General features: G+C 64.6%; 23 protein-coding genes. 13 read left to right on the top strand and 10 right to left on the bottom strand.

What is annotated here, in order from left to right; all coding sequences use genetic code 11:
- Nucleotides 1–45 precede the first annotated feature (45 nt).
- The 3 genes from V5734_RS21430 to V5734_RS21420 all read right to left on the bottom strand — a co-directional run bounded on the left by V5734_RS21430 (nt 46) and on the right by V5734_RS21420 (nt 3061).
- Nucleotides 46–447 (bottom strand): RidA family protein, encoded by a 402-nt coding sequence (locus V5734_RS21430; protein WP_347311627.1) that lies wholly within the window; start codon nt 445–447, stop codon nt 46–48.
- Between the two features lie 212 nt (nt 448–659).
- Complete coding sequence (recQ, locus tag V5734_RS21425; protein WP_347311626.1) at nt 660–2702, bottom strand: DNA helicase RecQ; 2043 nt, start codon at nt 2700–2702, stop codon at nt 660–662.
- Nucleotides 2703–2767: 65 nt separating this feature from the next.
- Nucleotides 2768–3061 carry a YggT family protein gene (locus tag V5734_RS21420; protein WP_347311625.1) on the bottom strand — a complete coding sequence of 98 codons (294 nt, stop codon included), beginning with the start codon at nt 3059–3061 and terminating at the stop codon, nt 2768–2770.
- Nucleotides 3062–3197: 136 nt separating this feature from the next.
- Between V5734_RS21420 and V5734_RS21415 the strand changes: the two genes are divergently transcribed.
- The 7 genes from V5734_RS21415 to V5734_RS21385 all read left to right on the top strand — a co-directional run bounded on the left by V5734_RS21415 (nt 3198) and on the right by V5734_RS21385 (nt 10061).
- On the top strand, nt 3198–3728 hold the full coding sequence (locus V5734_RS21415) for an acyl-CoA thioesterase (RefSeq protein WP_347311624.1): 531 nt from the start codon (nt 3198–3200) through the stop codon (nt 3726–3728).
- Nucleotides 3729–3821: 93 nt separating this feature from the next.
- The gene (locus V5734_RS21410) at nt 3822–5189 is read left to right on the top strand and encodes an MFS transporter (RefSeq protein WP_347311623.1); all 1368 of its coding nucleotides are present in this window, start codon (nt 3822–3824) and stop codon (nt 5187–5189) included.
- Nucleotides 5186–6085: a penicillin-insensitive murein endopeptidase gene (gene mepA, locus V5734_RS21405; protein WP_432759652.1), complete on the top strand. Its 900-nt coding sequence runs from the start codon at nt 5186–5188 to the stop codon at nt 6083–6085. Before V5734_RS21410 ends, mepA begins: the two co-directional genes overlap by 4 nt.
- Nucleotides 6058–6942 carry an esterase-like activity of phytase family protein gene (locus tag V5734_RS21400; RefSeq protein ID WP_347311622.1) on the top strand — a complete coding sequence of 295 codons (885 nt, stop codon included), beginning with the start codon at nt 6058–6060 and terminating at the stop codon, nt 6940–6942. The genes mepA and V5734_RS21400 overlap by 28 nt, the downstream gene beginning before the upstream one ends.
- A 93-nt stretch (nt 6943–7035) precedes the next feature.
- A complete protein-coding gene (locus V5734_RS21395; RefSeq protein ID WP_347311621.1) occupies nt 7036–7659 on the top strand; it encodes a queuosine precursor transporter in 624 nt (207 codons plus the stop codon).
- A 301-nt stretch (nt 7660–7960) separates the two neighbouring features.
- Nucleotides 7961–8383 carry an alternative ribosome rescue aminoacyl-tRNA hydrolase ArfB gene (gene arfB, locus V5734_RS21390; protein WP_347311620.1) on the top strand — a complete coding sequence of 141 codons (423 nt, stop codon included), beginning with the start codon at nt 7961–7963 and terminating at the stop codon, nt 8381–8383.
- Nucleotides 8384–8654: 271 nt separating this feature from the next.
- Complete coding sequence (locus V5734_RS21385; protein ID WP_347311619.1) at nt 8655–10061, top strand: oligosaccharide flippase family protein; 1407 nt, start codon at nt 8655–8657, stop codon at nt 10059–10061.
- Nucleotide 10062: 1 nt separating this feature from the next.
- Here V5734_RS21385 and V5734_RS21380 read toward each other — a convergent pair whose 3' ends face one another.
- Nucleotides 10063–10635 carry an acyltransferase gene (locus tag V5734_RS21380; protein WP_347311618.1) on the bottom strand — a complete coding sequence of 191 codons (573 nt, stop codon included), beginning with the start codon at nt 10633–10635 and terminating at the stop codon, nt 10063–10065.
- Nucleotides 10636–10755: 120 nt separating this feature from the next.
- Here V5734_RS21380 and V5734_RS21375 point away from each other — a divergent pair, with 120 nt between their 5' ends.
- The 3 genes from V5734_RS21375 to V5734_RS21365 all read left to right on the top strand — a co-directional run bounded on the left by V5734_RS21375 (nt 10756) and on the right by V5734_RS21365 (nt 13964).
- On the top strand, nt 10756–11772 hold the full coding sequence (locus V5734_RS21375) for a glycosyltransferase family 2 protein (RefSeq protein ID WP_347311617.1): 1017 nt from the start codon (nt 10756–10758) through the stop codon (nt 11770–11772).
- The gene (locus V5734_RS21370; RefSeq protein WP_347311616.1) at nt 11759–12640 is read left to right on the top strand and encodes an esterase-like activity of phytase family protein; all 882 of its coding nucleotides are present in this window, start codon (nt 11759–11761) and stop codon (nt 12638–12640) included. The genes V5734_RS21375 and V5734_RS21370 overlap by 14 nt, the downstream gene beginning before the upstream one ends.
- Before the next feature lie 112 nt (nt 12641–12752).
- Entirely contained in the window at nt 12753–13964 is a 1212-nt protein-coding gene (locus tag V5734_RS21365) for a glycosyltransferase family 4 protein (protein WP_347311615.1), read from the top strand.
- 26 nt (nt 13965–13990) lie between these two features.
- On the opposite strand, the gene V5734_RS21360 is transcribed toward V5734_RS21365, so the two are convergent.
- The 6 genes from V5734_RS21360 to V5734_RS21335 form a co-directional block, all read right to left on the bottom strand.
- The gene (locus V5734_RS21360) at nt 13991–14686 is read right to left on the bottom strand and encodes a rhomboid family intramembrane serine protease (protein ID WP_347311614.1); all 696 of its coding nucleotides are present in this window, start codon (nt 14684–14686) and stop codon (nt 13991–13993) included.
- 10 nt (nt 14687–14696) lie between these two features.
- Complete coding sequence (xrtD, locus tag V5734_RS21355; RefSeq protein ID WP_347311613.1) at nt 14697–16298, bottom strand: VPLPA-CTERM-specific exosortase XrtD; 1602 nt, start codon at nt 16296–16298, stop codon at nt 14697–14699.
- A 177-nt stretch (nt 16299–16475) separates the two neighbouring features.
- A complete protein-coding gene (locus V5734_RS21350) occupies nt 16476–17960 on the bottom strand; it encodes a hypothetical protein (RefSeq protein WP_347311612.1) in 1485 nt (494 codons plus the stop codon).
- A 12-nt stretch (nt 17961–17972) separates the two neighbouring features.
- A complete protein-coding gene (locus V5734_RS21345; protein ID WP_347311611.1) occupies nt 17973–18608 on the bottom strand; it encodes a polysaccharide biosynthesis/export family protein in 636 nt (211 codons plus the stop codon).
- 136 nt (nt 18609–18744) lie between these two features.
- Nucleotides 18745–21195, bottom strand: a complete 2451-nt coding sequence (locus tag V5734_RS21340) for a tetratricopeptide repeat protein (protein WP_347311610.1) — start codon at nt 21193–21195, stop codon at nt 18745–18747.
- Between the two features lie 122 nt (nt 21196–21317).
- Nucleotides 21318–22007 carry a sugar transferase gene (locus V5734_RS21335; protein ID WP_347311609.1) on the bottom strand — a complete coding sequence of 230 codons (690 nt, stop codon included), beginning with the start codon at nt 22005–22007 and terminating at the stop codon, nt 21318–21320.
- Between the two features lie 494 nt (nt 22008–22501).
- On the opposite strand from V5734_RS21335, the gene V5734_RS21330 reads away from it, so the two are divergent.
- The 3 genes from V5734_RS21330 to V5734_RS21320 are packed head-to-tail and all read left to right on the top strand — an operon-like array spanning nt 22502 to nt 25792.
- On the top strand, nt 22502–23392 hold the full coding sequence (locus tag V5734_RS21330) for an ExeA family protein (RefSeq protein ID WP_347311608.1): 891 nt from the start codon (nt 22502–22504) through the stop codon (nt 23390–23392).
- A complete protein-coding gene (locus V5734_RS21325) occupies nt 23389–24924 on the top strand; it encodes a GumC family protein (RefSeq protein ID WP_347311607.1) in 1536 nt (511 codons plus the stop codon). Before V5734_RS21330 ends, V5734_RS21325 begins: the two co-directional genes overlap by 4 nt.
- A gap of 43 nt (nt 24925–24967) precedes the next feature.
- Complete coding sequence (locus tag V5734_RS21320) at nt 24968–25792, top strand: CpsD/CapB family tyrosine-protein kinase (RefSeq protein ID WP_347311606.1); 825 nt, start codon at nt 24968–24970, stop codon at nt 25790–25792.
- Nucleotides 25793–25816 lie beyond the last annotated feature (24 nt).

Below are 25816 nucleotides of genomic sequence, written 5' to 3'. Positions count from 1 at the left end.
CAGACGCGCAATCCGGTGCCAGCTCACGAAACCCGCCGGCAGGCGTCAAACATGATCGGCGACGACCGCGTCGACTTCAATCTCGACAAGCCATTCCGGGTTCACGAAGCGGTTTATGGCCATGATGGTGTCGACGGGACGCACGTCACGACAGAACCCTTTCCGCGCCTCGATCGCTTGTTTCCAGTTGTCGATATCGGTCAGGATCACCCTGGTCCGCACGATGTCATGCAGGCCGGAACCGGCCTGTTCCAAAGCCGACCGTATGATTTCGAAGCATCGCGTCGTTTGTGCGAAGACGTCGCCGGGGCCGACGGTCTTGCCCGCGGCATCGACGGGCGCCGTTCCCCCGACCGAGATATAGGGGCCAACCCGAACGGCGCGGCTGAACCCGACGATTTCCTCCATCGGGTTCCCGTTGGAGATCAGTTGACGTGTGTAACTCATCGCTCTTCCCCCGTGTGAGTTGCGATCATGGGATGGTAGCAGACTTCCGGACGGCAGGGGCATTGAACGAAGCGCTGTTCGCCCATCGAACTTTAATGGAATTCACCGCCAGGATTGGTCTTTCTGGGGGCGCAAGGCGTTGGGGGCGTGGCGGTAGACTTCCCATCTGCGGACCCCGAATGCCCGGTTCCTGCCAGACCGGATGCGTTGACTCACCCCTCTTCGAGGATCGCAAGGAAGGCCGATCCGAATCGTTCCGCCTTCTGGTCGCCCATGCCACCGATCCGCTCTAGCTCGGCCAGCGATCCTGGCCGCGACTCGGCGATCTTCCTGAGCGTCGCAGGGGTGCAGGAAAGGTATTTCCCGGTGCCGTCCTCGCCCCGGGAAAGGTCGGTCTGTGCCGCCAGCAGTCGGTCGAAGAGCGCCCCCTCTGCCCGTCCGGCCAGCTTCATCCGCGCCGGATGGAGTGCCTCCGCTGCACCGGTGATGACTTCCAGAAAGGCCGCGCCGTAGCTTTCGAGCTTCTTCGCGCCGACCCCGCTGACCCGTGCCATCTGGTCAAGCGTCGCCGGCCGCGTCTCTGCCATCTCGATCAGGGTGCGGTCGGGGAAGATCACATAAGCCGGCACCCGCGCCGCCTCCGCCAAAGCCCGCCGCTTGGCTTTCAGCGCAGAGAGAAGCGGCGCGTCCTCGTCCGACACGAGCATCTTCAGCGCGGGCTTCCCCGCGGCCTTGCGGATCGTGTCGCGGCGAAGCGTGATCGAGGCTTCCCCCCGCAGGATCGGCCGAGCTGCCTCTGTCATCCGGAAGGCGCCATGCCGCTCGGGGTCGGGCCGGATCAGGTCGTGCCCCATCATCTGACGGAACACCGCCTGCCACTGGGGCTTCGGCAGATCGCGCCCCACTCCGTAGGTCGGCAATTCGTCATGCCGGCGTTCGCGGACCTTCTCGGTCTCGGCTCCCGTGAGGATGTCGATGAGATGGCCGGCTCCGAAGCTCTCGCCGGTCCGCAGGATCGCCGACAGCGCTTTCCTGACTGCCTCCGTCCCGTCGAAAATCTCGGGCGGCGTGCCGCAGAGGTCGCAGTTGCCGCAAGGTTCCGCCGCCTCGCCGAAATAGGCCAGCAAGCGCTGGCGCCGGCATTCCGTCGCCTCGGCGAGACCGAGAAGCGCATTCAGCCGGGCGTGATCGGCGGCCTTGCGGTCGGCGGGGGCCAACCCCTCGTCGATCTGCGTGCGGCGGAAGCGGATGTCGTCGGGGCCGTAAAGCGTCAGCGTCTCGGCCGGTGCGCCGTCGCGACCGGCGCGGCCGATCTCCTGGTAATAGGCTTCGATCGACTTCGGCAGGTCGGCATGGGCGACCCAGCGGATGTCGGGTTTGTCGATCCCCATCCCGAAGGCGACCGTGGCGACGACGATCAATCCGTCCTCGCGCTGGAACCGCGCCTCGACCTCGCGCCGGTCGTCCGGGTCCATGCCGCCGTGATAGTGGCAGGCAGAATGACCGGCCTCGCGCAGGGCGGCGGCGAGCGTTTCGGTCTTGGCGCGGGTTCCGGCATAGACGATGCCCGACTGGCCCTTGCGGGCGGCGGCGAAGCCCAGGATCTGCCGGCGCGGCTGGTCCTTCACCTCGAAGGCAAGGTGGATGTTCGGCCGGTCGAAGCCGCGCAGGAAGGTCTGGGGTTCGGCCCCGCCAAAGAGCCGTGTGACGATCTCGGCCCGCGTCTCCTCGTCCGCCGTGGCGGTGAAGGCGGCAAGAGGCACGTTGAGGGCGCGGCGCAACTCTCCGATGCGCAGGTAATCGGGGCGGAAATCGTGGCCCCACTGGCTGACGCAATGGGCTTCGTCGACTGCGATCAGGCTGGTGCCGATGCGGCGGAGGAGCGTGAGCGTGCCGCCGGACGCCAGCCGCTCGGGTGCCATGTAGAGAAGTTTCAGCCGGCCTTCGTCGAGCGCGGCGAAGACGCCTTCGGTCTCTTCCTCGGTATTTCCGGACGTCAGCGCGCCGGCCTCAACCCCGGCTTCCCGCAGGGCCCGGACCTGATCGCGCATCAGCGCGATGAGGGGCGAGATGACCACGGTCACACCCTCGCGCATCAGCGCCGGAAGCTGGAAGCAGAGCGACTTGCCTCCGCCCGTCGGCATGATTGCGAGCGCGTTCCGTCCCTCGGCCACGGCCGACACGATCTCGGCCTGTCCGGGCCGAAAGGCGGAGAATCCGAAGACGGAGGAGAGGAGATCCTCTGCGCGGGTCATGGCTCGCGGGTTCTTGTTGCTCGATTGCCGGCGACCCTGTCACAGCCGCCCGCCGCGGGCAAGGCTCAGTAGCCGTAGAAGAAGCCCGCGTTGTTGATCAGCACTCTCTGGACGATGATCAGAACGATGAATGCGACCAGCGGCGCAAGGTCGAGCCCCGGCGTATTTGGCAGGATGCGGCGGATCGGCGCGTAGATCGGCTCCAGCAGCCGGTTCAGGCCATACCAGATCTGGCTGACCATCGGCTGGCGGATGTTCAGGACCTGAAAGTTCAGGAGCCAGGACATGATGATATGCGTGATCATGATGAACCAGACCACGTTGAGGATCAGCATCAGCGCCTGAAAGAGCGAAACCATGGAATTCTCCGGCCAAAAAAGTCGGACCACAGGTAAGTCCCGCGCCCCGCTTCCGCAACCGTCTAACGCAACGTCGCCGGTTGACGCGAGCGTCACCCTGATACACGGCTCACACAATCACGCGAAAGGAGCGCCGATGTATCCCTTTGTCCGCATGGCGAAAGAGATCTGGAAGAACCGCCGCGCGGCGCCCCTAGGGATCACCGATGCGCATGTGTCACATCACATCTGCTGGCCCTGGGACCTCGATTTTTGGGCGGAACTCAACAATGGCCGGACGCTGACCCTTTTCGATCTTGGGCGCATTCCGCTGGCCATGCGGACCGGCCTCGGCGATGTCATCCGCAAGCACCGCTGGGGGATTACGGTCGCGGGCAACACGCTGCGATACCGCCGCCGGGTTCGGATGTTCGACCGGGTAGAGATCGTTAGCCGCTGCATTGGCTGGGATCACCGCTTCATCTACATGGAGCAGAGCATGTGGCGGGCGGGCGAATGCACCAGCCACATGCTCCTGCGCTCTGCCGTCACCTCCAAATCCGGGATCGTGGCGCCGCCAGAGGTTCTGGCCGCGCTCGGACGGGCTGAGGCAAGCCCGGAACTGCCAGACTGGGTCAAGGCCTGGATCGCGGCCGATGCCGAACGGCTCTGGCCGCCCCGTCGCTGAACCCCGCGCCGCTCAAGTCGGCCGGCAATCAACCGGCGCTTGCGCCCGCATGGGTTTTCGGGCTTCATCCCGGCAACAGGCGAGGGCAGGTAAATGACCGTATCGGCGAAGAAGCGCATCTGGGGCTGGTGGTTCTTCGACTGGGCGAGCCAGCCCTACAACACGCTCTGCCTGACCTTCGTCTTCGGCCCCTATTTCGCCGAAGTGGCGCGCGCGCATTTCACCGGACAGGGGCTCGACGCCGAGGCGGCGGGAGCGGCGGCGCAGGCCTATTGGGGCTGGGGGCAGACGGCCTCCGGCATCGTCATCGCCGTCCTCGCGCCGATCCTCGGCGCCATCGCCGACGGATCGGGAAAGCGCATGGTGTGGATCTGGCTGTTCTCGGCCTTCTATGTCGTCGGGTCCTGGATGCTCTGGACGCTGGTGCCGGGCGAGCCGGATCTTCTCCGCGCGATGATCTGGTTCGGGATCGGCCTGATCGGCATGGAATTCGCGACGATTTTCACCAATTCGCTGATGCCGGACCTGACCGGCGACGCCGATATGGGCAAGGTGTCCGGCTCCGGCTTCGCCTTCGGCTATGTCGGCGGGATCGTGGCACTGATCATCATGCTTCTTTTCTTCAACGAAAGCGCCGCGACCGGGAAAACCCTGATCGGGCTCGACCCACTCTTCGGTCTCGACGCTGCCACGCGCGAAGGGACGCGGGCCGTCGGGCCGCTGACGGCGGTCTGGTATGCCGTCTTCATGATCCCGTTCTTCGCCTGGGTGCGCGAACCGAAAGCTCCGGTGCGCGGGTTCAGCTTCGGCACCGCGATGGCCGATCTCTGGCGGCTTCTGAAGTCGCTGAAGGGCCGGCAGAGTCTGGCCGCCCATCTCCTCAGTTCGATGTTCTACCGCGACGCGCTGAACGCGCTTTACGGGTTCGGCGGCGTCTATGCGTCCGGCGTCCTGGGGTGGTCGGTGACGAAGATCGGGGTCTTCGGCATTGTCGGCGCGATTTCCGGCGCGCTCTTCGCCTGGCTCGGTGGCAAGATGGATAGTGCGCGCGGTCCGAAGCCGGTCATCAACCTCGCGATGTACGTGCTGATCGCGGTCTGCCTCGTCATCGCCGGCATGTCTCGGGATGCGTTCTACGGCATGCCCTTCGCGGCCGGATCTTCGATGCCCGACTACATCTTCTACGCCTGCGGCATCCTGATCGGCGCCGCCGGCGGGTCCATCCAGGCGGCGAGCCGCACGATGATGGTCTTCCACACGACGCAGGCGCGCGCGACGGAGGCCTTTGGCCTCTACGCGCTTTCAGGGAAGGCAACGGCCTTCATCGCGCCCTTTTCCATCGCCGTTTTCACAACGATCAGCGGATCGCAGCGGATCGGCATCTCGATCCCGTTGATCGCACTCTTCCTGATCGGCATGATCATCCTCAGATGGGTCAAGCCTTACGGAGAGCGGATGTGAGACGCACAGGACTGCTCCTTGCCATTCTGGCGGCGATCTCGTTCGGCGGCATTGCCGGCGCTGAGCCGCTCGCGAACCAGCTTTTCGGTGCGACCAAAGCTGCGTCGCGGCAGGCGCCGGCGTCGATCGGCACCTACGCCAAGGGATGTGGCGCCGGTTTTGTCGAACTGCCCGAAAGCGGGCCGACCTGGCAGGCGATGCGGCTCAGCCGCAACCGCAACTGGGGTCATCCGGCACTCGTGCAGTTCGTGGCCGACCTGTCCGCGACCGCGCGCCAGCTTGGCTGGGCCGGTCTCTACATCGGCGACATGAGCCAGCCGCGCGGCGGGCCGATGACCTCCGGCCATGCCAGCCACCAGATCGGCCTCGACGCCGACATATGGATGCTGCCGCCGCGGCGCCTCGACCTCAGCCGGGGCGAGCGCGAGAAGATCAGCTCCATCTCGGTCCGCACCAATGATCAGAAGCGGGTGAATGGCAACTGGACCGCGACGCATTACCAATTGATGCGGGCCGCCGCATCGGACCCGAGGGTGGACCGGATCTTCGTGGCCGCCGCCGTCAAGGTCGAGATGTGCAAGACCGCGCGGGCCTCAGACAAGGCGTGGCTACAGAAGATCCGCCCGCTTTACGGCCACAACACGCATTTCCATGTCCGCCTGAAATGCCCCGCCGGGTCGCGGGACTGCCAGACCCAGACCCCGACCGTCGCCGATCTGTCGAAAGGCGGGGACGGTTGTGACGAGACTCTGACCTGGTGGGTCACGACCTATCTCGACGAGTTGAAGAACCCGCCGAAACAGACCAAACCTAAAGGGCCGCGAAAGCGGGGTCCGCGCGAATACACGATGGCCGACCTGCCCAGACAATGTTCCGCCGTTCTCGTCTCGGACTGATCCTCGCGGCGGTTGTCGCCGTGACCGGGGCGGTTTCAGCCACCCCGCATGCGGAATATGTCGGAACCTTCGTCTGGACCGACCCGTCGCCGAAATTCGGCGGCTTTTCCGCGCTGGACCTGCGTCCGGACGGTCTCGGCTTCGTTGCCGTTTCCGACAGCGCCGCTATCTTCACTGGCCGTTTCACGCGCGGTGCCGACGGCGCGGTCGTCGCGGTGGAGGTCGGGGCGCCTGTGATCCCGCTCTCGCATCACGGAACCCCGGTGCAGGATCCGATGGACGACGCCGAAGGCGTCGCCTTCGCCCCCGACGGCGGGCTCTACGTCTCCTACGAGACCGAGGACCGGGTCGTCCGCTACGGACCCGAAGGGCGCAAATGGCTGTCCGAGGACTGGCCGGAGGCCTTCAGGAACTTCGAAGTGAACGCGGGCATCGAGGCCTTGGCGATCGACACCTCAGGCGCGCTTTACGCGATGCCCGAACTCTCGGGTCGCGACACGATCCCGGTCTTTCGTGGCCGGAACGGCGTCTGGGATCGGCCCTTCACGCTCCGCCGTGACGGTAGCTGGCGGCCGGTCGGCGCGGATTTCGGCCCCGACGGGCGGCTCTATCTGCTGGAGCGGGATTATTGGGGCCTTGTCGGGTTCATGAGCAGGGTGCGCCGGATCACGCTCGATGGTGATCGGGTCGCGGGCGACGAGGTTCTGTTGCAGACCCATGCCGGCACGCATGACAACCTCGAAGGCCTCGCGGTGTGGCAGGATTCCGAAGGCGCGATCCGGCTGACGATGATCTCGGACGACAATTTCCTGCCGACCCAGCGCACCGAAATCGTCGATTACCGCGTGACCGAGTGACTTGACCGGGCCGCGCCGAGGGCGTAAGGGCCGCCCGTTCGCCGCAGGAACGGCGGACCAAGTCGCCGCGACCTTGTAAAAAACGGATATGACATGACCCGCAACCTGATCCCTGGCATTCTCGCCATGGCCGCCATCGTGGTGGCTTCCAACATCCTCGTGCAGTTCCTCTTCGGTCAGTGGCTGACCTGGGGCGCCTTCACCTATCCTTTCGCCTTCCTCGTCACCGACCTGACGAACCGCATCCAGGGCCCGGCTGCCGCCCGCAAGGTCGTCGTCGCCGGCTTTGTCGTGGGCGTGTTCTGCTCGCTGATCGGCACCCAGATCATGGGCGAGTTCGGCCCGCTCGTGACGCTCAGGATCGCGCTCGGCTCCGGCCTTGCGTTCCTCGTCGCCCAGCTCATGGACGTTCACGTCTTCAACCGGCTGCGCGGCCGGGGCTGGTGGCGGGCGCCGCTCGTCTCGACGCTGATCGGGGCCTCGCTCGACACCGCGATCTTCTTCTCCGTGGCCTTTTCCGCCGCGCTGGTCTTCCTTGAACCGGCCAATGACGTGAGCTGGGCCGGCGAAGTGCTGCCGCTTCTCGGAACCGGCCCCGAAGTACCGCTCTGGGTGTCGCTTGCCAGCGCGGACTGGCTCGTCAAACTTTCGCTCGCAATTGTGGCACTCATACCCTTCCGCGTAATTGTTACAAGGTTGACAGCAAAAGTTGCGTAAAAACTTTTGACAAACACAAAATCTGTGGCAGCCTGTGGATAACGGCAACGCAGAGAAAGGAGGTGATCCAGTGTCTAGAGTGATATTGGAGAGAGGTGTCGGGACAGTCAGGGGGGCCGTGGCCTGAGGGCAAACCCAAGGGTTTCAAACCCTGACTGGGCCTAGTCGATCTTCGACACCCTAACTGGCCCATCTCCGTAGATCTCGGAGGGCCGCTCCAAATCGGAGCGGCCCTTTCTGTTCCGGAAATCGCCCGAAGATTGCGTTATCCTCCCCGCCTGCCCATCCGAAAGCTGGCCCGATGCTGCATATCACCGACGAACTCACCATCGCCGACTGGGAGATGACCGAAAGCTTCATCCGCTCCTCCGGTCCGGGGGGGCAAAACGTCAACAAGGTCTCGACCGCCGTCGAATTGCGGTTCGAGGCGGAGCGGAGCCCGAACCTGCCCGATCCGGTCAAGAGGCGGTTGAAGCGGCTGGCCGGGCGGCGCTGGACCCTGGACGGTGCCATCGTGATCCGGGCGGAGGAAACCCGGAGCCAGGCCCGCAACCGCGAACTCGCACGCGAGCGTCTGGCCGACCTGATCCGCGCCGCCCTCGTCGCACCGAAGCGGCGGATCGCCACGCGCCCGACGCTCGGCAGCCAGAAACGCCGGCTGAAGGCCAAGACGGCGCGCGGCGCGGTCAAGAGCCTGCGCGGCAAGGTCGAGGACGAGGACTGATCTCGCGGCGGCTTTGGCCGATTGCAGGGAAGATCCGTCGGCGCGCAGTTTCCGCAACGGCGACCATGCGGCCGCAGAGGGCGATTTGTTGCGGCTCCGGAACCCGGCTTCTGTAACGTTCTGACTGGATTTGAGACGGTCGGATGATCCGTGGCCAATTTCCCTCTCATCCGCCTGCAACCTCCCCCTTTCGCCAAGTCAAGCCTTGCGGTTCGGGGCATTCGGGCCGAAAACTGCACGCGCCGGCAGAAGGGGTCGAGACAAGCGCATCATGCTGAGGAAAGCCTTCATGCTCGTGTCGGGCAACGCCTTTGGCTCGGCGCTGCTGCTGCTGCGCAATCTGATCATTGCGCGTCTGATCAGCCCAGAGGATTACGGCATCGCCTCCACCTTCGCGATCGCGATGTCGATCGTGGAGATGTTCTCCTATTTCGGTCTGAACCAGATGATCGTCGTCGATAAGGATGGCGACGATCCCGGCGTCCAGAAGGCGCTACAGGGCTTTCAACTGATCCGCGGCGTAACGTCGAGTATCCTGCTCTTCGCCATCGCCTATCCTTACGCGCGCTTTCTCGGCATCGAGGAGATCGCCTGGGCATATCAGGCTATCGCCTTCATCCCCCTCGTGAACGGGTTGCAGCATTTCGACATGCATCGGCTCAAGCGGCATCTGAATTTCACCCCCTGGATCGTGACACAGGCGGTTCCGCCGCTGATCTCCGTCCTGTCCGTCTGGCCGCTGGCGCTTTATTTCGGCGACTACCGGATCATGCTGATCGCCCTTTTCGTGCAGGCGGGCGCGATGGTGATCCTGTCGCATCTGATGGCCGAGCGGCGGTATGGCGTGACCTTCGATTTCGGGTTGATCCGGCGCGCAACGGTGTTCGGCTGGCCGCTTCTCCTGAACGGCATCCTGCTTTTCGGCGTCTTCAACGGCGAAAGGCTGATCGTCGGGCGCGAATTGGGGATGAGCCAGCTTGCCATCTTTTCCATGTCGATCACCCTGACGCTGACCCCGACGCTGGTCCTCGCGGGGGCCGTCCAGTCGCTCTTCCTGCCGCAGCTCGGCGCGGCGCGGGACCGCGACGAGTCGTTTCGCTGGCTCGGAGTCGCGGCGACCGAGGCGGGCCTTGCGATCGGCATCGTCCTGCTTATCGGCGTGGTGCTTCTGGGCGGGCCGGTGATCCATCTTCTGCTCGGACCGAAATACGCGGCAATTCTCGAGATTCTGGTGCCTATGACTGTGGTGCAGGCCCTGCGCGTCGCGAAAACCGGCGGATCGACGGTCGCTTTGTCGAAAGAACGGTCGGGCAATGCGGCGGTGGCGAACCTGTTCCGGGTCTTGTCCCTGCCGGTCTCATGGTATGCCGTGACCCATACCGGCACGGTGATGACCGTGATCTACATCGCGATGGTGGCGGAGCTTCTGGGATACCTGGTTTCGCTGAACCTCGCGGCCCGGCGGACCGGACTCCCGCTCAAGCCGCTGGTGCTGCCCTCCGCCCTGACGGCGATGGCCTGTGTCGCCGCCCTGATCGACGCGCGGTATTATCCGCCACAGACCGGGTTGATCGCCCATCTCGACTGGTCGCGCTGGGCCGTGGTGGCCGTTTGCCTTGCCGCGCTGGCCTCGATGTCGGCGCTTCGGGGCTATCTCTGGCGGCGGGTGGTCCGTTAGGTCACTGCCGCATCTTCACGACCTTCGCCGGAACGCCGACGGCGATCGCGCCGGCGGGCACATCGCGGGTGACGACGGATCCCGCCCCGATCACCGCGCCGTCGCCGATCGTAACGCCCGCGGTCAGGATCGCCCGCGTGCCGATCCAGCAATCCTCGCCGATGATGATGTCGCGCTCCACCATCTCCTGGTCGGTGATGCGGGTGCCGGCGGCGAGGCCATAGTCGGCCGCCGTGACGAAGCATTCCGGCCCGAACGTGGTGCGCGCGCCGACCCGGATCCAGCTCGTCGTCTTGCCCGCCCAGAGAGAACACCGCGCACCGACCTGGACCTGATCGCCAAGCGCGATCCGCTCGCCGTTCGCGAAGGAGACATTGGGCGCGAGACGCACGTCCCGGCCGAGTGTCAGGAGCCGGCGCTGCTTGACATGGGTGTAGCCGTAATAGTGCAGGATCCGGAACGGGTGAACGAGCACGGCAGGGTCGAGGAACGACCGGACCGCCCGGGTGAGGCGCGAAAGCAGCGATCTTCTGGCAACGGCCATCCCGGTCTCCTTCTGCGGTTGATCCGACATTAAGCATCCCGAAGCCTTGGGCGCAATTCCGCCGGTCTTTCGGGACTGGCCCGATCCCCGCCAAATTGCTACCACTTTCCGGGGGTACCCCGCCGCCATCCCTGTTCTGAGTGAGTTGACATGTCCGAACCTGACTTTCCGATCGGCGTGATCGTCGTTGCCTTCCAATCCGCCGACGTCATCCTCGGCTGTGTGGAAAGCCTTCTCGAACAGGAAGGCGGCCGGCCGGCGGTGATCGTGGTGGATAACGCGTCAACCGACGACACCGTCTCCACCTTGCGCGGCTGGGCCGCCACCAAAGGTGTCGATCTACGGGAATTCGGGGGCGAGGAACGACCGGCGCGCGCCGAGGCGGGGGCAGTGACGCTGGTCCATTCCGGGGCCAACCGGGGCTTCGCCGGTGGCGTCAATGTCGGCCTCGCCGTCGCGGCGGCGATGTCCGGGATCGACCATTTCTGGGTGTTGAACCCGGACGCTTTCGCCGACAAGGGAGCCTGCCGCGCGATCCTTTCCGCCGCGAAGGAGACGCCGGATTACGCCTTGATGGGGGGGCGGGTCTGTTTCGCGGAGCCGCCGCACCGCGTGCAGATCGACGGCGGACTCGTCAATCTCTGGACCGGCGTCTCGGGCAACGTCAATCTCGGTCGGGCCGCGGCCGAGGCGGTCCTGCCGAGGGGTGCGGATCTCGATTTCATCACCGGGGCCAGCATGGTCGCCTCGCGCTCTTTTTACGAAGCGGTCGGTCCGATGCGCGAGGATTACTTTCTCTATTACGAAGAGGCCGACTGGGCGCTCCGGCGCGGTGACATGCCCCTCGTCGTGGCACCCGGGCTTGTCGTCTACCACCATGCCGGCACCGCGATAGGATCACCAACGCTCGAACGCCTCGCCTCACCGTTCTCTTTCTGGTTCAAGTATCACAGCCGCATGCTCTTCGTGCGCCGCTTCAACCCGATCGGCCTGCCGGTCGCGATGGCCTATGCGACGGCGAAGGCGGGACAGCTCGTGCTGAGAGGGGCGCTGCCGCAGGCCGGCGCGCTTCTGCGCGCTGTCTGGGGGCTCGGCCCGCCGAAATCGGTGCGCGAGCGGCTTTCACCCGAGGCGCGGCGGATCGCGTTCGGCCGTGCGGGGAGTTGACGCGGCAGCTGGCCTTGGCCTGCTTGCCGTCCTTCTGGCCGGACATGCCGGCGCCACCGAATTGATCCCGCGCGGGATCTACGAGTGGCAGGAAGACCATGAGGGCTTTGGCGGCTTTTCCGGTCTGGCGATGGCCGGGGACGGTGCCTCTTTCCTCGCGGTCACGGATGAGGGCGAGATGTTCCGCGCCAAAGTCAGCCGCGATGACAAGGGCCAGATCACGAATGTCGAAAGCGACTGGCAGGCGCGGCTCCTCGATAATTCCGGCAAGCCGGTTCATGGCTTCACCGCCGACGCCGAGGCGCTCAGCGTCGGGCCGGACGGATCGGTCTATGTCGGCTATGAAAGCTATACGCGGATCACCTCGGTCAGCCTTCCGGACTTGATGCCGGTGACGCTTCACCGATGGGACCGGTTCCGCGACCTCTGGGGCAATGCCGGGTTCGAGGGGCTGGCGATCCTTCCCGATGGCGGTTTGATCGCGATTCTTGAAACGCCCGGCGACGGTGCGACGTTCGGCACCTACATCGGCCGCAAGGGCGATTGGCAGCCCGGCCCGCCGCTTCCCGCCGAGGACGGGTTCGACGCTGCCGATGCGGTCTTTGGCCCGGACGGAAAGCTCTGGCTCCTCGAACGCCGGCTTGCGGCAACCGGCTTCGCCACGCACATTCGCCGCTTTGCCTATGACGGCGCCGGTTTCGGTGCGCCCGAGACGTTGTTGGAAACGCGCGCCGGAACGCTCGACAACATGGAGGGCATGAGCCTTTGGGTCGACCCGGAAGGCCGGTTGATCGTCAGCCTGATCTCGGACGACAATTTCCTTTTCGTCCAGAAAACCATCCTCGCCGAGTACGAGGTGGTCGAGTGAGGAGAAGCGGGCACAGATCGGTTGTCACCGGGGGCAGGGATCGCCCGTGGCTTTGCGAACCGGCCGCGAAACCTTTATCAGCAGGACCGCGCGGCCGGGGCAGGAGATGACGATGACAGCGAAGGCGAAACGGCGGGTCTTGATCGTCGTCGAGAACCTCCCCGTGCCGCTTGACCGGCGTGTCTGGCTTGAGGCGACGACGTTGAACCAGGCGGGCTACGACGTCAGCGTGATCTGCCCGACGGGGCGCGGCTGGGACAAGCATTACGAGGTCATCGACGGGATCCATATCTACCGGTATCCCGAACCTGACGAGGCGCATTCCGGTGCCGTGGCCTACGCGAAGGAATATCTCTGGTCGCTCTGGCACTGGTTCCGGCTCGCCCGCCGTGTCCGGCGCGAAAGGGGATTCGATGTCATCCACGGCTGCAACCCGCCCGACCTCGTCTTTCTTCTGGCGCTGCGGTATCGGCTTGCGGGTGTGCGATACCTCTTCGACCACCACGATGTCTGCCCGGAGCTTTTCGAGGCCAAGTTCGACAGGAAGGGCCTGCTCTACAAGATCATGCTGATCTGGGAGCGCATGACCTTTGCCTGTGCCTCCGTCTCCATCGCCACGAACGAAAGCTTCCGCGAGATCGCCATCCGGCGCGGCGGTATGGCGCCGGAGGACGTGTTCGTCGTGCGGTCTGCGCCCAAGATCGAGAAGTTCGAGATCCGGCCCGCCGATCCGGCGATGCGGAAGGGGGCGGGGACCGTCCTTGGCTATATCGGGGTGATCGGCCAGCAGGAGGGGATGGACCTTCTCGTCGCCGCGGCGGACCACCTGATCCGCGACACGGGCCGCCCGGATGTGCATTTCATCATCGTCGGCTTCGGCCCGGAATTGCCGAACGTCGAGGCCGACGTGGCGCGGCGCGGACTGGGCGACCACTTCACCTTCACCGGTGCCCTTTATGACGAGGATATGCTGCGTGCGCTCAACAGCTGCGATATCGGGGTGAGCCCGGATCCGAAGAACGCGATGAACGACATCTCCACCATGAACAAGGTCATGGAATACATGACGCTGGAAAAACCGGTGGTGCAGTTCGATCTGAAAGAGGGGCGGGCGTCGGCGGGCGATGCCGCGCTTTACGCCCGCGCGAACGACCCGCAGGATTTCGCGGCGAAGATCGCCGAATTGATGGATGCGCCGGAGCGGCGGCTGGAGATGGGCCGGATCGGGCGGGCGCGGGTGACCGAGCGCCTGAGCTGGGCCCATTCGGTGCCGCATCTCCTTGCGGCCTATGACAGGATCTTCGCCAGCATGGGGCGCGGCTGAGCGGGCGCCACCCGGATCGGATGGGATCAGGCCCGGTCCGCGCGGCGGTCGGGCACGGCCATTGCGGCTATCCAGCCGGCCAGAAATCCGCCGAGATGGGTTTCCCAGGCGAGCCGCCCGTTCGTCGCCCACCAGACCAGCGCATTGCCAAGGATCAGCGCAAGCGCCGTCCCGGCCAGCGGCGCAACCGGCCGCCCGGTGTCGATCCGCCGGCGAAAATCGAGCGACATGAGCGCGCCGACAAGTCCAAAGAGGGCTCCCGAAGCCCCGACCATGGGGGCGGTCGCGCGCGTCAGGGCGGCGAATCCCACCGCGCCGCCGAGGATCGAAACCCCGTAAAGCGCGAGGAACCGGCCGGTTCCGACCTGCGCGACCAGGGGCGGGGTCAGTGCGAGCAGCGTCGTCATGTTCAGCACGAGGTGCCAGATGCCGGCATGCAGGAACCCGTAGGTGACGAACATCAGGATCGGCTGGAGCGTGTAGTTCGGCCGCCAATCGCCCAATAGCCCCGCCCAGAACCCGGCATATTCATAGGCGACCGACCGCCATCCGGGCCGTCCCCAGAGATCGAGATCGGCCCCCTGAAGGATGAGCTCCGGCAGAACCGACAGGGAGACGACGATCCAGACGGCGCGCGGAATGCGGCCCGATCCGGCAAAACGTTCATCGTGCGAGGTCATCTCGGTGCCCCGACGGGACGGATCGGATGCAAGAACGTGCATCGCATCTCCGTCAGAACGGCACGTAGCGCGACAGGTTGGCGAGGCTCAGCAACATGAAGCTTTTCAGCCGCGCTTCGGCATCGGCTTCGGTCTCGTCCGCCTCGATCGGGGTGACGTAGCGGACGAGTGCTCCGTCAGTCCGGCCGAGCGTCAGACTGTCGGTCAGCACGCTCAGCTTGGCGCGGAAGTCGTTGGCCACGCGTTTGCCGCGCCCCTCGAACCAGTAGTAGACGAGTTGCTTTGACAACCCCTTCTGGATCACGGCCCGGTTCGCGCGGAAGGTTCCGTAGCCGACCGCGTCGAGGTCGAGCGGCACTTCCTCCAGCGAGAACACTTCCCATCCGCCGGTCGGCAGGCAAACTTCGGGCGAGTGGATGCCCTGGCCTTCGGTCTGCTTGGCATACCAGGCGACGAAGAAGCTCACCACGCTGCGTTCGCCCGGCTTCTGGTAGAAGGCATTGAGGTAATCGTCGGCGGCCAGAACCCGCTCCACATCCGGTTCCAGATCGACGGTGTAGCTCTGCCAACCCTCGACATTGCGCGGAAACAGCAGCAGCGGATCGCGCGCCGGCGCCACGGCTTCGGGTGCCGGCAGCGTATGCCAGGCGGTCGAGGCGGCGCCGGTCAGGATGACGGCCGCCGCCAGTGCGGGCGCCGCGCGGATCGCGAGGACGCGTGCGAGGATACCGCCGAAACCCTCGAAATCGAGGTCGATCGCCTCGGCCAGCGGCATCGGCTTCGGCGTCAGGCGTTGCAACGCCATCGCCATGCCGAAAAGGATCGCGACGCAGATGAGAAAGATCACCCAGCCTTCGAAGAAGTGCAGGAAGCCCTCCGCCTGTTCGATCCCGTAGCGGTCGACAAGGATGCCGATGATGCCGATCCGGACCGAATTCATCAGGACGGTAAGCGGTGCCGCCGAGAGGAGAAGCACGGCCTTGTGCCAGAACGGCCCGCGATAGAGGATCGCGAAGAGGTAGGAGAAGCTCAGGATCGGGAAGAGGTAGCGCAGGCCCGAACAGGCCTCGGCCACCTGAAGCTTGTAGATGCCGAGGTCGATCACGTTGCCTTCAAGATAGACAGCCACACCGGCGAGGCTGACGAACCAGACGCCGAGCGCCGAGGACACCCACTGCAGGAAGATCGTCAGCTTCCAGTAAAGCATTTGCGGCAGCGGCAGCATGAAGATCAGGTGAAAGACCGGCAACTGGTGCCGGCGGCCGCGATCCCAGCCGAAGATCGTCAGCACCACGCCAGAGACCCAGAGAATGAACGCGTAGGTGACAATGTCGGGCACCCGCATCAGGTTGCCGAGGGCGGCAAGCGCAAGGGATCCGGCGATGACCAGAAGGCCGGGCCAGCGCAAGCGTGCCCCGGCTTCGGGAAGAGGCATCCGCCGCTGTTCGCGCAGGAACAGGTAGAGCGAGATCAGCGGGATCAATGGACCGTGGCTGTATTCCGCCGTCGACCAGGCCTGCGCGAGCGAGACGAAGCCGATCCAGAAGATGGGCAGAGATGCGATGAGAAGAAGGACGAAAAGCCCAAGACCCGCCGGGCGAATGACACCCACCGGGAAACCGGCGCTTTGGTCAGGACTGGTCGACTGCGTCATCTTCCGATTGCCCGCGGGTACTCTGCAACTCTCGTGAACCTATAGTGTTTCGGCGCCGCGTTGAATTGGAATCGGAGCCGCACACGTACACGTTCCCATGCGTGGGATCTGCCGTTGCGCATGCCCGTTCCAAACCCCTTCGGAACAGCAAGCCGGATTCCGGCCCGATCCGCACCGTCAGGGCCGGAAATTGAAGGTCCGGTCGAGGCTCAGGAAGACCGAGTTCGAGTCCGCGTCGCCGACGCCCGGCGTGGAATCGGTCCGCTTGCGCAGTTGAACGCCACCCGTCATCGCCCAGTCCTGCGTCAAGTCGCGCGAATAGGAGGCGCGCAGCGTCGTCCGCTCGATCGTCGGGGCGGCGCCGATTCCGGCGCTTTCCGACCGGCCCCAGTTCAGCGCGAGATTGATCCGCGAATTGGCGTCGATCTCGTAGCCGTAGCCGACGGTCAGACGGGTATCGAGAACATCCTCGTTGATGTTGTTGGTCGAGACCGCGCGGTTCAGCGAGACCGTGATGTCGGACGACTTCAGCTGGCGGCTGTAGGCCACGGTGGCCACGACATAGGTGTCGCCGCCCGGCGTCTTCGTGCCGCCGACCGAGGCGCGCAAGTTCCCGAGCGGCAATTGCAGGTCGCGGCCGAAGCGCAGGGTCGTGCGCGTGCCGTTCTGGTTGAGTGCCGAGTCGAGCGCGGCGAAGACGGAACCGTTCGGAAGGGTCTGGGTCAGCGTGACAGCCCCGGTCGCGCCGTCGCGCCGTCGCGTCCCCAGGACCGTGTCGGTCTCCACTTCGGTATAGCCAACCTGGGCGTCGAGAACGAGAACCGGGTTGATGTCCTGAACGACGCCAATGGCGTAGTCGGTGGTCTTCCGCCGGGTCTGGTTCGGGTCGTTCGCGCTGTAATCCGTCAGCCCGGCGCTGAGCCGCAGGCTGGTGAGCGGCGAGACCTTCATCGACACATTCGCGTCGATGCTGTCGCTCTCGGTATCGAAGAGCCGCGGGTTCGATGCGACCGCGGTCGAGTCGTAGTCCTTCTCGTCATGCCCGAGGTCGAGCGTGAAGGTCAGCGGGTCGTTGATTCCGGTGACGTAGTTCAAGGCGGCGTTCTTGAACGTCACGGTGCCGCCGCCGGCATAGAGGCCGTTGAAGTTGGTTTCTTCCTGCTCGATCTGGAACGGATCGAGGAACTCCCGGTCGACGAACCGGTAGCGCCCGGTGAGGGTCAGCCGGCTGTTGACACCGTCGAGCCTGTACCGGAGCCGGATCGTCGGATCCTCGAAGCCGGAGATCGAGCGTCCGGGGATGTCGGCATAACGAAAGACGCCGGAACCGTTCAGGCTGAAATCCTGAACGCCGGTGACGCTGCTCAGGTTCAGATCGACCCGGTTGTCCCAGATGGTCGAGGTGCCGGTGCTGGTCTGCTTGAGCTGGAAGTTGTCATCGACCGTCAGTTTCGAACTGACGCCGATGTCGAACTGGAGGCCGCCCTGCGCCGGTGCGGGAGCGGTCGCGCCCGCCGCCGCCCGCGCCCCGGTCGTGGCCGTTGTGCCTGCGACATTCGTGCCGGTCCCGATTGTGCCAGCGCTCCCCTGAGGGAGCGCGGCATTGGGCCAGATTGTCGAGATTGCCGCGATTACCGCGATCGTTCTGCTGCTCGTCCCCACCTTGTCCGCCTTTTATTCGAAGAGTTTGCGCTCCGGTACCACGATCACATCGCCTTCACGCAACACGATCACCGGTGCTTTGGCGCCAGCCTGCACGGCCTTGTAGTTGTATTTGTAGACCGTCTCGGTCCCGGTCTTCGCATCCGGACGGCGCAGCTGAATCCGCTTGGTGGCCGCGAACCGGGTCAGGCCGCCGCTTTCGGCCAGGAACTGAAGAAGCGTCGTGCCCGTCTTGACATCCACCCGGCCCTGATTGGTCACTTCGCCAAGGGCATAGACAGCAACCGTGCCGTAGGTCGCGACATTCGCGGCGGCGGCCTGCGCCACCGCGGTGTTGACGGCCGACGTGACCGGGTTCAGCTGGCCAACCGACAGGAACACCGTCGGAGGCGACGCGAAATTCGGCGCGAGCGCGGACGAGATCGCGTTGCGCAGACCTTCGACGCTCTGGCCCGAGGCGCGCACCGTGCCGACGAGCGGCAGGCTCACCCTGCCGTCGGGGAGAACGAGAAGGCTGCGGTTGAGGCTCGGGTCTTCCAGGACCTCCATCTGCAACACGTCACCCGGCTGGATGCGATAGCCGCTTTGGGCCCACGCAGCAGGAACGAGAAGAACGGCCAGAAAAAGGCCCAGCAGGGCTCTAAACATTTCGGATCCCCAATCACATTCGAATCGATACAAGGTTACGAGGGATCGACACTGAATCAAAACGTTAACTTGCAAAGCTCACGCTCCGGGCGGCCCAATGCCGGGCAAAGTGCCCCGGAGGCAACAGGCGGCGTCTTCAGTTCCCGACTGTGACGCCTTCTGTTTCCAGACGCTCCGCCTCTTTCCGCGCCGTGAGAACGAAGTCGCGCGAATCGTCTTGGCCGGCGCGCGCCAGGGTTTCGCGAAATTGCGCCAGCGCCTCCGGCTTGCGATCGAGCGCGAGGTAGGTCATCGCCAGATGGTAGCGCACCATCGGATCGTGGCCCAGAACGGATACCGCCTTCTCAAGCTCGTCGACGGCATCGTCGAAATGGCCGCGCTGATAGGCGATCCAGCCGTAGGTGTCCTGATAGGGCGCGAGCGTACTGCCGCGGAGGCGCCGGGCGATGACTTCGGCCCGGGCAAGGCTGTCGGGATCGCTGCGATAGGTCGACAGGAGGCTCGCCAGATTGTTGGCGATGATGGGGTTGGCGCTGTTATCCTTGTAGAGCCCTTCATAGATCGCGATGGCGCCATCGACATCGCCGGCGCGTTCGAGGAAACCGGCCTTCGCCCATTTCAACTCTGCTGAATCGGGCAGCGCGACGAGCGCTTCGTCGATCAGGGCCGAGGCCTCGCTCGCGCGGGCGGGGTTGGAAAGGACGGTGCGCGCCAGCGCGAGCCAGACCGGCAGGCGGCTCTTGTCTTCCGCGACGAGTTGCCGATAGGCGGCCTCGGCCGCGTCGGCCTGGCCGGCGAGCGCCCGCACGGAGGCGTCGATGAATCGCAGATCGGGGTTGTCCGGATCCTCGGCCAGAAGGCTTTCCGAATAGGCCAGCGCATTCCCGGTGCGGCCGCCGGCGAGATGGGCGCGCAGGATGGCGACCTTGGCGTCAAGGCCGCCGGCACCCTGATCGACGAGGCCCTGAAGATAGCCGATCGCCTGATCGGTCTTTTGCTGACCCGCCAGGATCGCGGCCCGCAGGGATTGCGCCGCCGGTCGCGCCGCAGGGTCTTTCTGCGCCTCGAGTTCGGTGGCAACGGCCTCGGCGCGCGACCAGTCCTGGACCCGCACGTAGATCTGGCCCAGCGGAACGAGGAGCGACGTGGTGCCCGGCGCGATCCTGAGGGCGTCGATAAGCACACCTTCTGCCGGAATCAGCTTGTTCTCGGACGCCAGGAGTTGTGCATAACGCAAGGACTCCGCAGGCGCCCGGTTCGAGGCCGAGACGGCAAGAGACAGCGTCTCGCGCATCAGGTCCCGGTTGCCGTCGCGTTCATAGGCCTGTGCCATCAGCGTCAGAATCGAGGCGTCGCGCGGATTCTGGTCGTAGGCCCTGCGCAGGATCGCCACCGCGTCTCCGACCTCGTCGTCGAGGATCAGCCAGCCGGCCTTGAGTTTCAGAGCCTCGGCATCGCCCGCATCCTCGGCCAGAACTTCCTCGACCAGCGCGCGGGCACCGACGGCATTGCCGGTGATCGTCAGCATGCGGGCAAGGCCTACCTTGGTCCGCCGCGATTCGTCCGACGGCGGGGCATCCTTGACGAGTTCCTGCATCTCGGCGATCGCGGCATCCCGTTGGCCGAGGTCGAAGATGAACCCGGCCCGTGCAGCCCGGTAGACCGACGTTGACGCGCCGGAGGCAATCACCCGCTCCAGCTCGGCCACGGCGGCTTCGGGACCGCGCTGTTCGGCGAGAAAACGCACGAGTTCGAGCGTCGGCCCCTGATCCTCGCTTCCCGCCTTGATCCGGGCGCGCAGATGGGCCTCGGCCTTGTCGGTTTCGCCCCGCGACACATACCAACGGACGAGCGCCTGCCCCATCTCCGGTGAATCCGGAAAGAGGGCGACCATGTCGCGCAGCCCTTCCTCCACCGCCGCGTCGTCGCCGAGGGCGGCGTGGACCGACAGCCGTTGTGCCAGGAGCGCGCGGTCGGTTGGGGCGACCTCGATGGCCCTGTTCAGTTCGACGAGCGCGTCGTCGTAGTTCTGGCCGCGGATCAGGTCGTCGATGATGACCCTGGCGAGCAGCAGGTTGTCCGGCAGCTTCGCGTGAAGTGCCCGCGCTCCTGTTGCGGCCGCGATCTGGCCGCTGACATCGTTCTCCTCGGTCGCCTGGCCGTAATCCGCCGCCAGTTTCACGGCCTGGAGGGCCAGTTCATCCGGGGATTTCTCCAGAACGGCGGCAGAATACCGCGATGCCGTGGCCCAGTCGCCGCCCTGCGCCGCGATCTCGGCAAGGGCCCGCTGCGCATCGATGTCATCCGGGTATTGCTCGGCCAGCCGCAGATACTGCGAAAACGCCTCGCGCAGGTTGCCACGGCCGCGTTCCGCCTCTGCATAGGCGCGGCGCGCGTCGTGGTGTTGGCCGTTCAGCTTGAATACGTTGCGAAACTCCACCAGCGCGCGATCGATATCGCCGGCTTCGAGGTATTGCAGGCCGGACTGGTAGAACTTCTCGGCACGTTCTTCGGCCGAGTCGCAGCCCGAAAGGGCCGTCAGGCTGATACCCAGCGCGATGGCTGTCAGGGTCTTGCGAAGGGCCATTCGTTATCCTCGATGGATGCCTCATACCCTATGCCGTGGAACTTGGACTATTCCAAGGCGATGGGTCACGCGACGTTATTGCGCTACGCGGCTACTGCCTGAAACGGGAGGTGGTGGTCAAATCAATAACCTGTGCCTTTGACGACAACCCTGATCGTGGCGAAGAGCAGCTTCACGTCGGCCGCCAACGATAGGGTTTCGTCATACTCGCGGTCGAATTCGGCGCGCTTGGAGAATTCGGACTCGTTTCGGTCCGAAACCTGCCAGGGCCCGGTGATCCCGGGCCGGAGCGCGTAGTAGGCGATCCCGCTGTAGAGCGCCCTCTGGTTCGGCATCATCGGCCGCGGCCCGACCAGCGACATGTCGCCGATCAGAACATTCCAGAGCTGGGGCAATTCATCGAGCGACGTCTTGCGGAGCAACCTGCCGACCTTGGTGATCCGGGGATCGGATTTGAGCTTCTGGGTGCTGTTCCATTCCAGCCGAGCCTCGGCGTTGCGCGAAAGATATTCCTCGAGAAGGCGATCCGCCTGCGGCACCATCGTCCGCAGCTTCAGCATCCTGAATGTCCGCCCGCGCCGTCCGACTCTATCGCTCCAGTAGAACGGCGCAGAACCGTCGAGGGCGACGAGGATCGCGAGCGCGCCGATGACCGGAACGACGATGATGCTGGCCAGCAGAACGGCGGCGACGTCAAATACCCGCTTGATGTAATTCCGGTAGAATCCCCGGCGGTCCGAAACGTTCACAAGACCCACCGGAGCGCTTGCCATGCCAAAATCATCGGAAAGGTCATTGATCTGCAACGTCATATCCAAGCTCCGCCCGGAACACCCATTACTCACCCACAATCAATAAAATAGGACGCGTCCGTTGCGCCCGGCGTCAGTAATCTCGATTCCTGGATGCGGCAACATCCACCCACACCTACTTACCATCATACGGCTGACCGAGGAATCAAGATTTCGAATCTAAAGGGTTTTTCTGCCGCCGGCCGGGATATCTGCCCGAAACGAAGGCAGCGAAAGGGGCACAGCGGCGGCGGATCGCGGAATTTTGTTTCCCCGCCCGCAACAGTTGATCGGTTCTCGCCATTTGTCGTGTTTCCGGGCGCGATTGCGTTGCATCATGCGGGACATCGATTCGAAGCGCATATAGAAAGCGTCGGAAGTACTGACGGGGACCGCCATTAAGTTGCCGAAGTCGTGTGACTATTTAACCCCGTGAGTTCCGGGCTACACCGGGGTAACAAGTCCTTGACGGCACGGGCGGGGCCCGGGACGGCATTGTGTGAAATGGATTGCGGATGAACAAGGTCGTGGAGACCAACACGGACGAAACGAACAGCGTCGGCTTCTACATGGATTTCTTCGGGTTCCGCGAGCGTCCCTTCACGCTCGTTCCGGACCCGGATTTCCTGTTCTGGTCCGCGCAGCATCGGCGTGCCTATTCGGTTCTCGAATTCGGCATCCTCAGCCGTGCGCCGATCACGCTCGTCACCGGCGGTGTGGGCTGCGGCAAGACCACGCTCCTGCGTGAGCTTCTGCGCCAGTTCGGCTCCAAGGTCACGGTCGGCCTGATCTCGAATGCCCAGGGCGGACGCGGGGAACTGATCCAGTGGGTGCTGAACTCGCTCGGCCTGCCCTTCGAGACAGGGGTCGGTTACGTCCAGCTTTTCCAGAAGCTTCAGGACTATCTGATCGAGGAATACGCCGCCGGACGACGGGTCGTGCTGATCTTCGACGAGGCGCAGAACCTCTCGCCAGAAAGTCTTGAAGAGCTGCGGATGCTGACCAATATCAACTCCGGCAAGGACGAGGTCATCCAGCTTGTGCTGGTCGGTCAGCCAGAGTTGCGCGACATGGTGCTTGACCCCGCGCTGCGCCAGCTTGCCCAGCGGATCGCGGCGAGTTTCCATCTCATGCCGCTCGACGAACGGGCGGTGATCGAACTGATCGCGCACCGGCTGAAAGCGGCTGGCGGCACCGGCGAGGAGGTGACCGAACCGGCGGCGCGGATGGTCTATCGGGTGACCCACGGCGTTCCGCGTCTGGTCAACCAGCTGTGCGACATGGCATTACTCTACGCTTGGAGTATGGATAACCACCATGTTGACGAACATGTGGTGCAGTCCGTTCTGGATGATGGGGTATTCTTTGCTGCCCAGATCGCGGCCGAGGAAGAGAAGCGTAAATGAACCTGGACCTGTCTTTCTACTTTGCTGTCTTCCTGCGGCGGCTTCATTACTTCGTCATCATTTTCGCGCTGGTGTCGGCAGGGTCCATCGCCGCGGCTTTCCTGCTGCCGGCGGTCTATACCGCGAACTCGGTGCTCATAGTCGAATCCTCGCAGATTCCCGGCCCACTCGCGGCCCCCACGGTGCAGGCGCAGGCGCTGGAAAAGCTCCAGACGATCGAGAACCGACTCATGACCCGCGCCAACCTTCTGGAGATTGCCCAGAAGCTGAAGGTGTTCCGCGACATGCCGAAAATGTCCCCGGACGACATCGTACGGGGGATGCGCCAGAACACGCGCATCGGCAAGAATGCCGGACGTGGGGCGGCGACAATCATGACCATCGCCTTCGACGGCGAAACCGGGCGGATCGCGGCGGGCGTGGTGAATGAATACGTCACACTCATCCTGAATGCCGATGTGGAGATCAGGACGGGCCGCGCCGAGGACACGCTGGAGTTCTTCAATCAGGAAGTGAAGCGGCTGTCGGGCGAGATCGACATCATGAGCGAGAAGATTCTCGACTTCCAGAACAAGAATGCCGACGCGCTGCCGAACACCCTGAACTTCCGGCTGAGCCAGCAGACGCTGCTGCAGGACCGGCTGGCGACGGCTGAGCGCGATATCGCCACGCTGAAGGACCAGAAGGCGCGGATGATCGCGATCTTCAATTCGACCGGCCAGGTCAATGCCGCCGCAACCGCAAACCAGACGCCGGAGGCCAGGCAACTCGACCAGTTGCGTCAGCAACTGAACGGCATGCTCGCCGTTTTCACCCCGGAGAACCCGAAGGTGAAGATGCTGCAATTGCAGATCGCGCAGCTCGAAGAGGTGGTGAAGGCGCAGTTGCCGCCGGATACGACCGGTAATCCCGCTGCGACGATGCTCGACGTGCAGATCGCCGACCTCGATACCCGGATCCAGATCCTCGAAGAACAGCGCCTGCAGCTGATCGACCAGCTTGCCGTCCTGAAGGATTCGATCGACCGCACGCCCGCGAACCAGGTCGCGCTCGACGCGCTGAACCGCGACTATGCGAACATCCAGCAGCAGTACAACACCGCCGTGGCCCGACAGGCGCAGGCAGCCGCGGGCGAGCAGATCGAGATCCGTTCCAAGGGCGAGCGCATTTCGGTCGTGGACGCAGCGACAGTCCCCGACCGCCCGTCGAGCCCGAACCGGATTCTGATCGCAGGTGGCGGCATCTTTTCCGGCGCGGCGCTCGGCATTGGCGTGATCATCCTTCTGGAGCTTCTGAACCGCGCGGTGCGGCGGCCGAAGGACCTCATCAAGACGTTCGGCATCACGCCGATCGCGACGATCCCCTACATGCGCACGCCTTCTGAAACGATGATGCGGCGGTCCGGGTTCGCCGCGTTGCTGCTGGTCGCCGTCGTCGGCATTCCGGCGATTATTTATGCCGTTCACGTTTACTACCTTCCGCTCGACATTATCGTCGGCAAGGTGGCGGCGAAGTTCGGCATCCGGCTGTGACAGCGGCTGACGTTCAAAAGTATGCGCAGGGGTAACGGGAACGATGGAAAAGCTTGAAGCCGCACTGGCCAAGGCGCGGGAGATGCGCAAGGCGGCCCTCGGGGCGCCGGAAACCGTGCGGGAAAACGTCGTCCAGAAAGCCGGACGCGGGGCCGCTTCCTGGGAAGGTCTGCGCGAGATCACGGTATCGTCCGGCACCGCGCTCCGCCACCGCATCACGGCGCTGTCCGGAGGCAAGGACGCGACGCCCTACGACATGCTCCGTTCGCGCACGATCCGGCAGATGAAAGAGAAGGGCTGGAGCCGTCTGGCGATCACCTCGCCCGGTGCGGCCTGCGGCAAGACCACGATTGCCATCAATCTGGCGCTCAGCCTGTCGCGGCAGAAAGACCTCAAGGTCATGCTGATCGACCTCGACCTGCGGCGTCCGGCCTTGCACAAGACGCTGGGGCACAGTCTCTCCGCATCGTTCCACGAGGTGCTCGACGGCAACGCGTCATTCGACGATATCGCGGTCCGGATCGGCACGAACCTGATCGTCTGCATGAACAGCGCCGCGAGCCGGCATCCAGCGGAGCTTCTGCAAAGTGCCTCCACCCGCGAGAAGCTGGACGAGATCGAGCGGCGTTGGCAGCCGGACATCATGATCTTCGACATGTCGCCGATGCTCGCGAGCGACGACAATGTCGGCTTCCTCGGCAACGTCGATTGCGCACTTCTCGTTGCGGCCGCGGAAAGCACGACGCTCCCGAACATCGACATCTGCGAGAAGGAACTGGCGCAGCTGACCAATGTGCTCGGCGTGGTCCTGAACAAGTGCCGCTATGCCGACGATTCCGTGGGCTACAGCTACGGCACCTACGGGTGATCGACCCTCACCGGGTGTGCCCGA

This window comes from Defluviimonas sp. SAOS-178_SWC (assembly GCF_039830135.1).
Classification (GTDB): Bacteria; Pseudomonadota; Alphaproteobacteria; order Rhodobacterales; family Rhodobacteraceae; genus Albidovulum.
This window is presented reverse-complemented; position numbering and strand designations above follow the sequence as displayed.